The organism is Paenibacillus filicis (assembly GCF_038070315.1).
GTDB lineage: Bacteria > Bacillota > Bacilli > Paenibacillales > NBRC-103111 > Paenibacillus_G > Paenibacillus_G filicis.
Genome location: NZ_JBBPCC010000006.1, coordinates 95992 through 111754 on the forward strand (window position 1 = coordinate 95992; position 15763 = coordinate 111754).

The window sequence follows — 15763 nt, forward strand, 5'->3', positions numbered from 1 at the left end:
TCTCTCATAACAATGTCTAAAATACTCCACTTTGATCGTTCTTGCAAGGCCTATTTGCGTTTGTATAGGGATCGAGCCCCCGAGATCAATCTTTGTTGTATAGGCGTGTGGGCGTATAAATTCATCTTACAATCTCCAATGTACTGTAAAGTTGTTGTAATCTTGGAACTATAACATTTTGAAAATGATTGACTTCTTTAGTACTAATATAAAGCACCATGCCGTCGCACTCATCCCCATGCTCTTCGGTATAATTTAAAAAGTAAGTATATTCCTCAAATTTCCTATTCGGACTGGCAATAACACATTTAAACCACCAATCAGTATCCGTTAATGCGTGTATAATCTCTTCCTTAGACAAGACTTTATACCAAAGTATTCTCTTTAAAAAATCCGGCTTCTCCTGGGGAAATGGCCATGCTAAGTTCTCATATTTAAGTCTTTCCTGAATGAATAATTGTGTACTTAATTCTATATCATTAAAACCGTATTTCATGAAACAACGGTACAAACTTGCTTTTAATTGATCTTTTACTACATCATTCAACAAATCGATGTCCGTATTTCTGAATTGTGTTAACAATTGGTTCTTTAGTTCTTCAATATTAATATGTTCATGCTTTTGTTCTTCCTCATAATAAAAATTAAATAATATCTCCTTAACTTGTCTCTCAGCTTCCCCATCTCTATGTGTATCATTGTAAAATCCCATTAAAATTTCCTCTGAAATTTCATTCTTATGCGGCTCTTTATCTTTATCGTAATCAAAAAATGCAAAAAGTACTTCTTTATCAGCATCAGTAAATGCTTGAATTATTTCCGCCAAGGAATCAAAACAGCTAGGACCAAATCCTAGTTCATATGCATGTTCAAACCTGAAAGGATAAGTGTTTAGATATAATTTCATATTTCATAGATCCCCCGTATACGATCCCACACGTCTTTGCTATTCGCACTTATGAAGATCCGCCACCTAATACTCAATTCGTACTTTCTGACTTTTCTAATGCTTCTTGCGGGGAAGCTCCAGCATATAAAATGGCAGTGATACCCTCAAAGTACTCATCTAAGCAGAGATAATTTCTGACCAAATGATGTCTAATCGTTTCCTCAGAGGGAGCCGATTCTTCAACCCAGATAAGCGTAGATCTGCTTCGCACCTCTCCTCTTTCCCAATGAAATTCAAATGTTACGGCAGACAATCCGTAGTTGGCCAGATGGATAAATTGACTTATGGCTTCTTTCTTCTCCTCGGGTATCGGAATTGGAACTTTGAAATAAAAATCAATCCGCTGCGGGTTTCGAAGATCGAAAAATCCTTCGTAAGTTCCACGATCACATCTAATGGGCTGAGCAGCTAATAATGTCCCATTTCTGAGTTCAGTGTATTTCCAGTTATCGTTATGTAGATACTTTTTAAATTCGTCAATTAATACTGACACTACAGTCATCCCCTTTTAAATGATCTATTCTATTGTAATTTTTTCTTAGTTAGGATTCAAATTCCTTTTAAACCTAGAGATAACATAGAACCACTTATTCGGGATTTTGATATCGAGATAAAAAAAATAAAACCCTCATGTATCGAGGGTTTTAACATATCTTGTGGGATGATTGTTCCTATTATTTTATATCGGCTTCACCGGAAGGACGCTGCACGGACAGCTCCTCGTCCAGCTTGACCGCTTCCGAAAGCAGGGGCGGATCGCGCCCCTATATTACTGGCTGCTGCCCATCCACTGGAAATGGAAGGTGCCTTCGCGATCGACACGCTTAAACGTATGCGCTCCAAAGTAATCACGTTGCGCTTGAAGCAGATTCGCCGGAAGTCTTTCCGCCCTGTAGCTATCATAGTAGGCCAGCGCAGAAGCGAATGCCGGAACCGGGATGCCGGAAGTGACGGCGATCGCAATCACTTTCCGCCATGCCGCTTGGTACTTTTCAATGATGGCTCCGAAGTAATCATCTAGGAAAAGGTTCTTCAGTTCCGGATCGCGGTCGTAAGCGTCCTTGATATTTTGCAAGAAGCCCGCTCGGATAATGCAGCCGCCGCGGAAGATCATGGAGATGCTGCCGTAGTTCAGGTTCCAGCCGTATTCATCGGACGCCGCGCGCATTTGTGCGAAGCCTTGTGCGTAGGATGCGATTTTGCTTGCAAACAGCGCCTGGCGAACCGCTTCGATGAACGCTTGGCGATCTCCTTCGAAGACCTCGGTCTTAGGTCCGTTCAGCTTTTTGCTTGCAGCTACGCGTTCATCCTTCATCGCAGAGATGAAGCGGGAGAACACGGATTCGGTAATGATGGACAACGGTACGCCGAGATCCAGAGCGCTTTGGCTTGTCCATTTGCCCGTTCCTTTTTGACCGGCTGAGTCGAGGATCACATCGACCAGCGGCTTGCCTGTGTCAGGATCCGTCTTCGAGAAGATATCAGCCGTGATTTCGATCAGGTAGCTGTCCAGCTCACCTTGGTTCCATTCTGTGAAAATGGCATGAAGCTCATCAGTTCCAACGCCGAGGATATCCTTCAGCAAGTGGTACGCTTCCCCGATTAGCTGCATATCGCCGTATTCGATGCCGTTGTGGACCATTTTAACGTAGTGCCCCGCGCCGTCTCCCCCGATGTACGTCGAGCAAGGGTCACCATTCACTTTGGCAGAGATAGCCGTCAGAATCGGCTCGACCAATTCGTAGGCATCTCGTTGTCCGCCCGGCATGATCGCCGGCCCTTTGAGCGCCCCCTCTTCTCCGCCCGAAACTCCAGCTCCGATAAAGCGGAAGCCTTTGGCTTGCAGGTCTTTGTTTCTTCTCTGCGTGTCAAGAAAGAAGGCGTTACCGCCATCGATCAGAATATCCCCTTCGCTCAGATGAGGCACCAGCTGATTGATCGTGTCATCCGTCGGTTGACCCGCTTGGACCATGATCAGAATTTTACGAGGCGTTTCGAGCGATTGTACGAACTCCTCCACGCTGTATGTGCCGACAAAGTTTTTGCCCTTCGCTTCTTCGATCAGCTCGTTCGTCTTTTGTGGCGAACGGTTGTACACAGAGACGGAGAATCCTTTGCTTTCAATATTAAGCCCCAGGTTTTTGCCCATGACGGCCAAGCCTACAACGCCGATTTGTTGTTTTTTCATCGTACTGCCTCCTCTTTAGTTTTGCTTCGTTGCCAAACGTTTGACAAGCTCTTCCCGTTGCGCCTCGAAGCCCGGTTTTCCGAGCAGCGCGAACATATTGACTTTGTACGCTTCGACGCCTGGTTGGTCGAAGGGATTCACGCCAAGCAGTAAGCCGCTGATCCCACAAGCCTTCTCGAAGAAATACACCAGCTCGCCGTACGTGTATTCGTTCAAAGCATCCAGCTCGACGACCAAGTTCGGTACGCCTCCGTCCATGTGCGCCAATCGCGTCCCTTCCTCCGCCTTCCTGTTCACTTCATCCATCGTCATGCCGGCGAGGAAGTTCAAGCCGTCGAGGTTGCCCGAATCTTTTTGGATAGTCAGCTCGGCTCGCGGCTTCCTCACGGAAAGAACCGTTTCGATCAGATCGCGCCGACCTTCTTGTACGTATTGTCCCATCGAGTGCAGGTCGGTCGAGAAATCGACGGAAGCCGGGTATAAGCCCTTTTGGTCTTTGCCTTCGCTCTCCCCGAACAGCTGCTTCCACCACTCGGATACGTAGTGCAAGGAAGGCTCGAAGTTCGCAAGCAGCTCGATCGATTTTCCTTTGCGATACAGGGCGTTGCGGACGACCGCGTATTGGTAGCTTTCGTTGGTCGCTAGATCCAGATTGTTGTACTTGCTAGCCGCTGCCGCCGCGCCAGCCATCATCCGATCGATATCGAGTCCGGCCGCAGCAATCGGAAGCAAGCCGACTGCCGTCAGGACGGAGTAACGGCCGCCCACATCGTCCGGAATGACGAACGTTTCGTAGCCTTCCTCGTCGGCGAGTTTCTTTAAGGCTCCCTTGGAGGAGTCTGTCGTCGCGAAGATGCGCTTCCTCGCTTCTTCCCTGCCGTATTTGTTCTCCATGTATTCGCGCAGCACGCGGAAAGCGATCGCCGGTTCCGTCGTCGTGCCCGATTTGGAGATCACGTTAAGCGAAATGTCCTTGCCTTCGAGGAGCTCAAGCAAATGCGTCATGTATGTCGAGCTGATGTTCTGACCGGCAAAATAAATCTGGGTATGGCCGCTCATCTGATTGTGAAACGTATGAGATAGTGCTTCGATCGCTGATCGTGCTCCCAGGTAGGACCCTCCGATGCCGATGACGATCAAGGCCTCGGAGTTCGAGCGGATGCGCTCGGCGGCTAACTTGATTCTTGCAAATTCGTCCTTGTCGTAGTTCAGTGGAAGATCCACCCATCCAAGGAAATCGGATCCTGGACCTTTCTTATCGTGAAGCATGTGGTGCGCAGCAGCAACGAACGGTGCCGCATAGTCCACTTCGTGCTGCCCTATAAAGGGCAGCGCGTTGGAATAATCGAATTTGATTGTCATTAGAATCGTCCTCCTTAAATATTCATATCTACTGCAGGTTCAATGCTGCGGGAGTCGTTTAGCGAACAGATTTTTTCCAGTCGGCGGCGAACTTCTCCAGTCCTTGCGCCGTCAGTAAGTGATTCGCAAACTGTTCGATAAACGAGAACGGAAACCGCGATGATTTACGTGTCCATGTTATACACGCGGAACAACTCAGCGATTTTTGCTACGAGCAGAACGCTGTCTTTTAGAACGACTTTGTCGGTAAAGAGGCCACAGTATTTATATTTTTGTGGTAGGCATATTGTTTTTCTTCCCCTTCGGTAGTTTGTTGCTCTTTGGCATCGAACCACCAATGGTAGCCGTCTTGGGAAAGAAGCTCGTCTGACTCGGGAGGTCCGTATGTACCGGCTTCGTACAAGCGAAGTGGAACGAGGTTCTCTTCAAAGGCTTCTAGGATCGGCTGCGCCCAGGCCCATGCAAGTTCGACTTCGTCCCAATGTGCGAAGAAGGTGGAATCGCCAGCTAAGGCATCGCGGATCAGGTTTTCATAGGCTTCCGGCAGTTCTTCGCCTGCAGGGTGAATGTCGATGTGAACCGGCTTCACTTCACCCTCTCCGGACAGGTCCTTCGAGTTCAATTGCAGCGTGATGCTTTCGTTGGGGCTCATCTCGATAACGAGCAGATTCGGCTCGATACGGCCGTGTTTCTCAGACGGAGACGAGATAAACTGCTCCTTGAATTCGATGACGATTCGCGTCGATTTCTCTTTCAACCTCTTGCCAGTACGTATATAAAATGGCACACCACGCCAATAATAATCGTCAATCTGCAATTTGGCGGCGATAAACGTATCGTTCATCGTTCCGGCCATGATACCCGGTTCGTCAACGTAACCCGCGACGGGTTGGCCTTTCATGCTTCCCGCGGTATACTGCCCTCGAATGACGCTTGCGGTGACATTCTGCTTTTGTAGCGGCTCAAGAGCCTTCATTACCCGTTTCTTCTTGACTCGCACTTCATCAAAACCACTTTCACGAGGGAGCTGGATAGCCGTCATCATCAGCAATTGCAGCATGTGGTTTTGGAACATGTCCCTTAAAGCGCCTACATGGTCGTAATAGCCCGCTCTTTCTTCGACGCCTACCGTTTCGTTCGCCGTAATTTGTACGTTTGCGATATACCGGTTGTTCCAAATCCCCTGAATGACCAGATTGTTTTGCTGGAGCGCTTCGAGTTTCTGAACCATCGGCTTGCCAAGATAGTGGTCGATGCGGAAAATTTCGTTTTCCGTAAACGCCTGGGACAGCTTCTCGTTAAGTGCGCGGGCCGATTGTAAATCATGGCCGAACGGTTTCTCGATAACAAGCCGTTTCCAGCCGTTCACGGAGCCAAGTCCGCTTTGCTGGATGTTCATGGCGATGGGTTGGAAGTGTTCCGGCCCGACCGACAAATAGAACAACCGATTTTGCGGTAGATGAAGCTCCTCCTCACACTGCTCGATCAAATGCTTCAAGTCCAGGTAATCCTCTTGACGACCGATATCCAGTACATGATATCGAAAAGCTTCAACGAATTGTTTCATTAACGAAGGGTCGTTTGATTGACGTCTCGAAAATTCGCGAATCGATTGCTCGACGTTCGCTCGGAACGACTCGTCGCTCCATTCTCTCCGACCTAGACCGATCAGTGAAAATGACGACGGCAACTTACGGTCAAGGAAAAGATTAAAAAGCGCCGGGTAAATTTTACGTTTGGCCAAATCCCCTGTCGCTCCAAACAACACGAATGTCATGGGTTCCATAGGTTGCATACTCCTTCCGAATTAGAGCTAGCTATCTCTCTATCCTAGGACGTCGACGGCGAAGCGATGTAACGTTCGCTTAACAATCCCTTGTTTCTTGGATGTAAGTTCACTATAATACGATTCAGGGACATATAAGTAATCAATATATTTCACAGGAGCTATATACCACATCTATGAGTATAAATTATGAACTGTACAAAGTATTTTATTGGGCGGCGAAAACCGGAAGCTTGAGTCAGGCCGCTAAAATGCTCTACCTAACGCAGCCCAGTGTAAGCCATGCCATCAAACAGCTCGAAGAGAATATCGGCATGACGTTGTTTTACAGGAATTCCAAAGGCGTTTCCCTGACGCAGGAAGGCGCTTATTTGTATTCCTACATCGAACAATCGCAAATTTTAATCACGCTGGCTGAAGAAAAAATGGTTGCGCTTAAAAATTTGGAAAACGGCGAGCTGCGAATCGGGGGCAGTGATTCGTTGTTCAAGCATTATTTACTACCTTTTATAGAAATATTTCACAAGAGCCATCCCGGTATCAATCTTCGCTTGAATCACGGCACGACCCCTGATATTATTACGTTCCTGAAAGAGGGAAAAATCGACCTTGGCGTCGTTCGCATGCCTATCGTTGATAGCCAATTGGAGGTACAACAAACGTTTCAACTGATGGATTGTTTTGTTGCTGGAGAGGATTATGCCCATCTTAAACATGAGGTGCTGTCGCTTTCGGGGCTTCTGGAGCATCCTATTATTCTATTTTCCCGTAATAGCCGGGCAAGAATGTCGATCACAGAATTATTTCAAGACTATGGACTGAAACTAAGGCCGAAAATCGAAGTCGGAAGTGTCGATCTGCTCATTGAGTTCGCCAAGAGGGGGCTTGGCATATCCTATGTGACCCGGCAATTCGTGAAAAATGAGCTGGATGATGGCTCCCTGTTCGAAATCAAGCTCGACGTCACCCTTCCACCTTCCCCCGTCGGCATCATGACTATGCGCAACATGCCTTTATCCAATCCGGCAAGACGATTTATCGAGCTTGTCCGGTAATCATCTCAGTATACGGTATTAAAGAAAACACAGCTGGAACAGCCCGCTCCAAGCGTCTGTTCCAGCTGTGTTCCTTGACAAACTTATTCCAATATCCTTTGCGCTACGATAGCCAGGTCTTCAATACTGATTTTACCGTCGTTGTTCATATCCGCTTGCTTGTATAGCTCCCAATCCGGATCTGCCGATGTTTTGCCGTACGCAGCCGCCACGATAGCCAGGTCAGCAATCGAATAACGGCCATCACCGTTCGTATCGCCAGGCATGCGAGTAATGACGCTATCCAGGAACTTCGTTAATGCCTGCTGCAGAGTGACTGTAGCCTGGTTAATTTGCACCTGTGTTGCTGCTGCGTCATCCGCTATGGCCTTGGCCAGGTTAATCGCTGTTAATAAGAGAGCCTTGGAACCAACAGGGTACTGACCGACGTTCGTGCCCTCCGTCGCATTCCGATGCTTCTCTAACGCCGAATCGATCAATAGATTCAAAGCTGTTTTGTCTGTGGCAACAGCAATTTGCAGACTATGGGCCGCAGTTGGGTACGTAGTCTCTACCCCGTGTCCATCAGCCATGATGGCTTTGGACACCGTAATAACCGTGCTGGCTGGCTGACTAGCCGACTTTGCTCTCCACTTCAGCTTCAGCAGAGAAGCATTCAGATCACCGGCACCCAAGTTCGCGGTAATCAGACGAACCTGCCCGGCCGCTTGGGACTGCCCCACGATCTCAAATCCTTCAATCAATTCCTCTGACCCCAAGTATTCCACTTGTCCTGGATCAAACGTAAGGGTCAAATCTTGAGCGTACACGCTTTGGGATACGCTTTTTAAGCCAAGTACCAGGTCAAACGGCTCGTTTCCTTTTACCGAAGCCGGGCCAGACAAGGTTACCGCAGGAACGGCATCCGGTGCGTCTGCCTTTTGTCGGATTACTATGTAATCCAGCTCGTAATACCCCGTTCCTTTCATGAAGGTAATCGTGTTCTTCCCTTCATTCAACTTTACTTGGATTGGCGCCGCCATAAATCGGCCCCAGCCGCGAGTTCCTTGGAATTTATGCGTCTGCTCCTTGCCGTTCACAATAATTTTGCCAGTCGCAGCTGTATAATCTCCGCCGTTCGCGAACCAAACGTCCATCGTATACGTACCGGCTGCAGGGACGGTAATGTCTTTAAACTTCACGTAGCTGTCTTCATAATCGATGCTGCCTACGTAGCTTTTGCCGGAGGCATAGTTGTTGTTTGTATTCACTTTGGCTTTATAAATCTCGGCTTGCTCAGCCTCATATTGGGCTGGAGCCGCTTGGTCCGGCTCCTCCGTCACTTCAGGGAAATAAGTGACTCTCAGATTTTCCGCCCCGTAGGGAACCAGTGTAATGCTCTCGGTTGGCTCGGCAGAGAGCAACGGACTGATAGGCGGCTCCGATGCTTCGACACCATTGGCGGACTTGCCCCATGAAGGGATTTTCTTTGCTTTTGCGATTAGTTTGACAGGAGTTGTCGCTTGAATAAACGGATTTTCCGGCATAGGTCCTTGTATAACCTCTATCGATTTTTCCGGATGTTCCCGGTCAATTAATAATCCATAATTCCACGGTGTCTTAGACAATACACGGTATTGCTTGAATCCGAGGGCCGCCGCATCAAAGCCCGGCACAGCCGCTATAGGGCTGGATTCCGCCTGCCAGTTCTCTTCCAATTGGAGGGAGAACACGAGTGGTCCCCGTTCAATTCCCACGGAATTGTTGACCCATGTGGATGTCTTCAGCTTCATCGGCACCTTCAGGACAACACGGTCTCCCGTAGCCCAGGCTCTATCGATCGTGAAGTATTCGCCAGCCTTTACAGCTGGTTGTTCTTGGCCGTTGACCGTCACGGACGGTTGATCTGCCCATGCTGGAATTCTTAATTTAAGCGGGAATTTGACCGAAGCCGAAGTCGTGATTTCGAATCCAATCTGATCCTCGAACGGGTAATTCGTCTTCTCCTCAATGGATACATCCGCCTGCTGGATGCGGGTTGACACGCGGCTTGGTCCGTAGGCGATAATGCCTAAGCCGCCATCTGATGTGGCAGCCCACATATTTTTCACAAAATACGGCCAGCCCATGTGCATATTAAACCGGCAGCAAGGGAAGCCCGAAACCGGAGAAGGCATCGTGGAGTTATTATAGTTCTGCTTGTACCCATGATCGGCCAAGTTGCTCTCGACTTGATTCGGCAAGGAATAATATTGATGCAGCTTCAGCTGCTTATCCATCGCGCCAGGGAGCGAGTTGAAGGTGATTTTTTCAAGTGCATCGCCGATATGCGGATCTCCCAGAATCATCGCCGCTTCTTCATTGCTCTGCATACGCTCGGTAATGGCGCAGAGCTCTACGCCTTGCGTGGAAGCGATCCCCGCCAGCATCTCGGTTCCTGACGGCATGCCTGTAATCTGATCGTGGTCCGCCAGATTCGCAACACCGGCCTGGAAGGCGTCCCGGTCATCGGCATTATGCGATCTTTGGTAGTAGATCGCCGGCATCTTGATCGCTTCACTCACGTTAACGGAATGCACGGGCTGGAAATCGTTCCCGAAGTTTTGGAAACGGTTATTTTTGAACGTATCCGTGTGAGGGTAGCCCTGCCCGGCAAGCAAGTCGGCCAATTGCAGAAGAAAAGCATCCCCTGTCCGGTTATACAGCCAGAGTACGGTGTCAATATTGTCTCCGACGCGCATCTTGCCCCAGTCTCTCAAGGGTCTGTCGGGCAGCGATGCAGCCTGGTAATGAAAATACTTGGTCATGAAAGGAAGCACGCGGGCATCGTTCGTCGCCTCGTAATAATCCTTCAGCACGTAAAGCGCGACCATACGCGGCCACCAATCATTATTGCCTGCCGGTCCGAAGGAACCGTCTTCCTTCTGGCTGGCCAGCATTGCTTCGATCCATTTCTGCGACTTGGCAATCAAGTCCTTATCCTTGAGTGTATAGGCCAGAGGCACTAGACCTTTCAGATAGTAAACGGGCCGCTCCCAATCGGAATCCGGCGCTGTTCCTCCGAGCCAAGCGGCACCCGTTCCAAGCTCGCCATATAGATCCTCTGCATGCCCTGTAACGCCATCCCGCTGGAGCTCGAGCTGCTTCAGCAGCCAGCCTTCCGCTTCAACACTGCCCAACGGAAGTGGAATGAACGGTGTTTGCACCAGCGGATCCTTGTTGGGTACCGGTGTTGTGAACTTCGACTCTGGCACTACATATTCGCTCGCAATAAAATGATCGTACATCGGCTGGGAGCGGTAACTTCTTAAGCCAACGCCGCCCTTCACATACTTCTGCGGAGTGTCGTCGGTATAGGTGATCACAGGCTTCTGGGAATCGTTGACAAAAACCTTGATCTCATTCTTGTAGGTGACGACCTTCATATGGTAGTAACGGTTAAAATCAATCTTGTCGAAAGCTTTGACCAGCTTTAGCGGCTGCCAGTTATTGTTCATCCGCCCGAGGATGACCTGCCCGTCCCCGCTTAAGCCTGCATAGTAGCCCTGTACATTGTCGGCCCCCGGCTTGGCGCTTTGGGTTTTGAACAGCAAGCCCGCGTCTCCTGTGCCGGTATCGCTGGACAGCTTAATATCCGCCTCGAGCGTCATATTCTCAAACTGGGCGTCCTTTGCTAAAATTTTGTAGCCGTCTCCTTTATTGACCGTGATCGCTCCCGATTGCAGCTTCCAATTGCCGTCAATCGTATTCCAACGGGTTAGCGCCGGATTCTGTGAGTCATTGAAGTCATCCGCGAACAAAACATCGCCTGCTGTCGATCGAACCGCCACATTATCGTAGACAGGCTGGGAGTTGTACATCCGAACTCCGATGCTGCCCTCGGTATAAGCCGTATCCTCTTGCTGGATAAGTAATTGATCGTCCAGATAGATACGAATCTGACTGCCCGTAGCCGTAATGCTCAAGCGGTAGGCCGTATTCGGATTAATGGTAACGGGAACGCGTTTCAGCTCCGTCCAGCTGTTGTTCATGCGGCCCAGCAACAAGGAACCAGATCCGCTGGCCGTAATCCCTGCATAATAGCCCCGAACATTATCCGCGCCAGGAACTGCACTATTCACTCTGAATAGCAATCCGGCATCACCCGTCCGGTCAGCAAGCGAAATCTCAGAGGATAGCGTAAAATCCTTAAATGTCCGGTCTTTCGAGACTGCTTTATATCCGAGCCCTTTGGACACCGTGAGCTTGCCTGCGTCAACGGACCACGGGCCTTCAATCACATCCCACTTCTCATTAATGATGGATTTATCGAAATGATCGGCGAAATACGTAGGAATTGGCTTCTCTTGCTCGGCATGTGCCGAGTACGGAGAAATCAGCGACATATAGAGTGCAAGGATAAGCATTTGCACAAGCGCTGGTCTAGCTTTCTTCATGACAACACCTCAACTTTATTCAGAATGTTTTAATTCTGTGCCAGTCGTCCAATTTTCTCCTGAAGCTCAAGCGGATCGATCATATGGAAGGTATCCAGCACGAAGCCGTTTCGATCGATAAGAAACACAGTCGGCAGAGCGTGAAGCTCGTATAAGTCGGCAGCATGCTTATGCTCATCCAGCAACACCGGATACGAAATACCGTGTTTCTCGATAAACTTTTGAATGTTGTCCAGCTTTTCCTCGGTGGATACATTAATACCCATAAAATCAATCTGATCTTGATATTGCTCATACAGCTTTTTTAACATTGGCACTTCGATCGAACAAGCCTCGCACCAGCTGGCCCAAAAATGAATCACTAGCGGCTTCTCGCGCTTACCTCCGATCGAATAATAAGCGCCGTTCGTGGCTTTCAAAGTAAAGGCGGGTGCCTTTACATCATTCGGTCCGGGATTTCCACCAGCTTGCGCCAACCGCATAATACTTTCCAGCTTATGGGCATCCAGCCTCTGCCCTTCACTGGAGCTGGTCTCGGTACTGCCATAGGAAATACTAAAGAACAACGACAGTGCGCTGAGAACCACTAGGCCGATAAGCAACCCTATCCGATTTTTCACCGTAACCTCTCCTTTGAAGCTTCTGTCCGAGCTTTGAATTCGATACGAACAGGCAAATGGTTAGACAGATCAGGCATCCTTATACAAAGATGCCTGATCTCTATGCCGCTCTATTCCAATATCTGTTGAACGAGTGTTGCCAGTGACGACGACATGGCACTAGGTGCTAACCGCCGCTAAGGGTAGTCGAGCCTATCTGTCTTCTTCGTTGTTTTGCTCCACAGCCTTTTGCAAGCTATTTCAAAATAACTGCTGCTACAAGTGCCCCCATGAATTTTTTCTTTATACCATTTGCTCTTCCTCCTCCAATTGAGTCATTACCTATTTATTGTATGATTGGATAAAGGACAGCGTCTTTACACGCAAAAGTCATTTTTTGCTTTATTCAGTCATACGGAATGTTGCGGTTATAGGAATAAACATCTTTGTGCATTGCATGGAAATAAATGGTATAACAGAATGTCCCGAAACATAAATAACGCCCTCGGCACATCCTGCTGGACATACCGAGGGCGCTGTCTCCCTCGAAACAAATTGGAACCTAGATGAAGTGAAAATCAAGTCACGCGAAGCATGCCGCCTGCCTCAGCCATCATACGGGGCAAATGGTCAGCGTTCCGGCGGAGTCGCCAGGCAGCTGGATGTCCAGCAAACCGCCCGCGGTTGCAGCAGCTACCGGCTCCCCGTTCCACAATGCGCGGTAGGCGAGTCCTTCACGCATGCACGCAAGCACCGTATGGGAGCGCTCCGGGCTTCCAAAATAACGCAAATCAGCACTAAGCTCGGCATGATCCGCGCTAAAGCGGACATGCTCAAGCCATACATCGTAGCCAGCGGTGAGCGTGCCCGGACGGTGATAGGCGGCAAACCAGCTCAGCACGGGGGCCGACAAGCCGCCGAAATGATGCCAGCCAGCCCCTCTGCCCGACTGTACGATGAAATGCTCGTAGCAGTTGTAGCTTTCGCCTGTCTCATTCTGCCAGAGCTCCAAGGCCGTGTCGGCGATCCTGCGGGCAGCCTCGCCGTACCCGAGACCGAGCAGCATTTTCCAATAAAACCATTGATGAGGCATCCATACGGCCCCGTTCCAATACCCGTCCTTCTTGTAGTAGGCGGCGCTCTGATCGATAGCTGTCAGCCCGATCGGGCTCCATAGCCTGCTGCCGTCCGTCAAATGCCCGATCAGGCGGCTTTCCTGCTCTGGGCTGCATATGCCAGCCACCAGCGGATAAGCGCCGTCCAGCCCCATATTGTAATTTTGTCCGCTTTCATGACGCAATAGCCGCTCCGGACGTCCTTCGCCGTCGTGCAGCACATAGCCGAAATAACCGCTCTCCTCATCCCATGCATGCGCCTGGATCGCCTTCGAGAACCGTGCGATATCCCGTTCGTATTCCGCCGTATCTTCCTCCAGCCCGCCGAGCGCCGTCGCTGCCATGGTCAAAATTTTCGCGATCCGGATGGCATTGGCGGTATTCGATACCGGAGCGGCTATCCCCGTCAATGAGCTGCGATGAACCTCGACTTGAGGGGCGTAATCGTCCCAGCCTCCGGAATTATAGAAATAATCCCATGTCTTCAAGAGTCCCGAAGAAAGCGTGCCTGTCGTCGAGCTTCCCAGCTTGCCGGCATAAAAGCGATAATATTGCTTCAGCTTCGGATAAAAATAGTCAAGCAGCTGCCTGGACTGCGTCTTGTTCCAAATTTCAAGGAATAAATAATGCTGGACAGGCACCATACTGCCGTGATGAATAAAGGCGGCATGCGTATCTCCCGGCTCTGTCATGTAAGCGTTCAAGCATTCTATGGCCCGTTCAATATCAAGCTCGGCTAATCCAATCCCGATAAAGCCCGAATCCCACGTATACAAGCTGTCCCACCAGCGTCCCGGCGTGTTATGGCGTATATAGGAACGCCGGGTGTATACCGGATACACGACATTCGTAGCCAGAGTCGCCTCCATCAGCTGTTGGCCGAACCGGTACGGCTCGCCCGAAGGATTGAACGCTTTCGCACGCGCTTCCGATTTGCGCTTAACAGCGGAAAAGATCGCTTCGCAATGATCCGCGTCAGAACGGAATTCGGCGAGCTGCCGTTCGACGTCTTCTTTGGCACCGCTGCAAACCATGCCGTGAATGATCTTGCTTGTGTGCGGAGCAAGTGGAATCGGCCGCAAGTACACATTCGTAAAGTGTCCGTCACCCGTTCCCTTAAAGACAGCGCTCGTATGATGGTGCACATTATGGCGCAGAAATCGATCCAGCTCATCGCAATGAAATTCCCGTACCTCATAATCGTCAAAGGCCCACAACAGCCCGTAATAATGGTCGATCCCCTCATATTTAATCAGCAGGCTGTTCGGAACCGGCCCCGCACTTAATTCCGGAATAGCGTTGGACGGTTCCGGCACAAATCGCACCTCATCCGCCGCATCCAGCTCCGCAATCGCAAAGCCGTCGAGCTCCGCAACCGCAAAGCCGTCGAGCTCGGCATAGCCCGGCCCGGCAGCGGAAGCATGGCCGCAGGCGGTGCCGGAGTCAACCGCCTCGACCGCCGTCAACACAAGCTCATGACGCCCAGCCTGCAGCGCGCCTGCGGCTACGGTCGTGACGGATACGTCGCCCGTTCCGACCAGCTCGACGACGTTCTCGGCCGCTCCGGTCACTTGCAGCCGCAGCCGCTGCCCGGCTTGCAGCCTCCAGCGCAGCAGCAGCGCAGCTTGCTTCATCGGGTGGGCAAGCTCGAACGAGTAGGAAGCCCTATCCCCGGCTTCCCCGCCGAAACCAAGCGCAGAGCCGCCGACAAGGCCCTGGCCTCTTCGTTCACCACGGGAAAAACCGTCGTATACGAGATTATCGCTCGGACGAGGCGATCCGAATGAGAAGAACGCGTAGTCCAGCGCGTCCGTCCACAATGCCCCGTCCGGCAGTTCAGGACGCACCGTCTCCAGCCTGTCTCCATGCCCGCTTACCTGGGGAAAATGGAGGGAAGCCATTGCATGCAGCACGACGTTCTGCTCCGCCTCCGTTCGGTTCGCAAGCTCACAGCGAAGCAGTCTCGCCTCGCCGGTTCGGGTTCCGGGCAGCTCCGCATAGGAAATATCCGCATATACGCGGTCCTTCCACTCCAGCTCATGCCGGTGCGTATACCAGCTTAGATCGGGCGACGATTCCCAAGGATGATAGCCCGACTCCCACATCGTATTCGGCACATCGACCTTTCTCCGATAAAAGCCGGGAAATAGGCTCAGATCGAAGCGCAGTCCTCTCTTGGCATCCGCGATATGCGAAATGCCGATATATGTTTTCGTATAGGGTCCCCACGCGGGGAGCTGCGGCAAATCATGCGTTCCTCTTAACTGTTCCACGGGTCTTAACCGCTCCTCTCG

General features: G+C 50.4%; 9 protein-coding genes. 1 reads left to right on the forward strand and 8 read right to left on the reverse strand.

Translation table 11 applies throughout. From position 1 onward, the window contains the following. Positions 1 to 121 precede the first annotated feature (121 nt). The 5 genes from WMW72_RS11335 to zwf form a co-directional block, all read right to left on the reverse strand. Positions 122 to 907 carry a hypothetical protein gene (locus WMW72_RS11335; RefSeq protein ID WP_341415578.1) on the reverse strand — a complete coding sequence of 262 codons (786 nt, stop codon included), beginning with the start codon at positions 905 to 907 and terminating at the stop codon, positions 122 to 124. A gap of 73 nt (positions 908 to 980) precedes the next feature. Beyond that, positions 981 to 1442, reverse strand: a complete 462-nt coding sequence (locus WMW72_RS11340) for a type III secretion system chaperone family protein (RefSeq protein WP_341415579.1) — start codon at positions 1440 to 1442, stop codon at positions 981 to 983. 276 nt (positions 1443 to 1718) lie between these two features. Beyond that, complete coding sequence (gndA, locus tag WMW72_RS11345; protein ID WP_341415580.1) at positions 1719 to 3137, reverse strand: NADP-dependent phosphogluconate dehydrogenase; 1419 nt, start codon at positions 3135 to 3137, stop codon at positions 1719 to 1721. A 15-nt stretch (positions 3138 to 3152) separates the two neighbouring features. Beyond that, positions 3153 to 4499 (reverse strand): glucose-6-phosphate isomerase, encoded by a 1347-nt coding sequence (locus WMW72_RS11350; protein WP_341415581.1) that lies wholly within the window; start codon positions 4497 to 4499, stop codon positions 3153 to 3155. A 229-nt stretch (positions 4500 to 4728) separates the two neighbouring features. Further along, complete coding sequence (gene zwf / locus WMW72_RS11360; RefSeq protein WP_341415582.1) at positions 4729 to 6285, reverse strand: glucose-6-phosphate dehydrogenase; 1557 nt, start codon at positions 6283 to 6285, stop codon at positions 4729 to 4731. 176 nt (positions 6286 to 6461) lie between these two features. On the opposite strand from zwf, the gene WMW72_RS11365 reads away from it, so the two are divergent. Further along, positions 6462 to 7340, forward strand: coding sequence for a LysR family transcriptional regulator (locus tag WMW72_RS11365; protein WP_341415583.1), 879 nt, complete (start codon positions 6462 to 6464; stop codon positions 7338 to 7340). Between the two features lie 83 nt (positions 7341 to 7423). Here the strand turns inward: WMW72_RS11365 and WMW72_RS11370 are convergent, their stop codons facing one another. The 3 genes from WMW72_RS11370 to WMW72_RS11380 form a co-directional block, all read right to left on the reverse strand. After that, the gene (locus WMW72_RS11370) at positions 7424 to 11755 is read right to left on the reverse strand and encodes a 3-keto-alpha-glucoside-1,2-lyase-like domain-containing protein (protein WP_341415584.1); all 4332 of its coding nucleotides are present in this window, start codon (positions 11753 to 11755) and stop codon (positions 7424 to 7426) included. A gap of 29 nt (positions 11756 to 11784) precedes the next feature. Then, positions 11785 to 12375: a TlpA family protein disulfide reductase gene (locus WMW72_RS11375; RefSeq protein WP_341415585.1), complete on the reverse strand. Its 591-nt coding sequence runs from the start codon at positions 12373 to 12375 to the stop codon at positions 11785 to 11787. Between the two features lie 592 nt (positions 12376 to 12967). Next, complete coding sequence (locus WMW72_RS11380) at positions 12968 to 15742, reverse strand: MGH1-like glycoside hydrolase domain-containing protein (RefSeq protein ID WP_341415586.1); 2775 nt, start codon at positions 15740 to 15742, stop codon at positions 12968 to 12970. Positions 15743 to 15763: the final 21 nt, after the last annotated feature.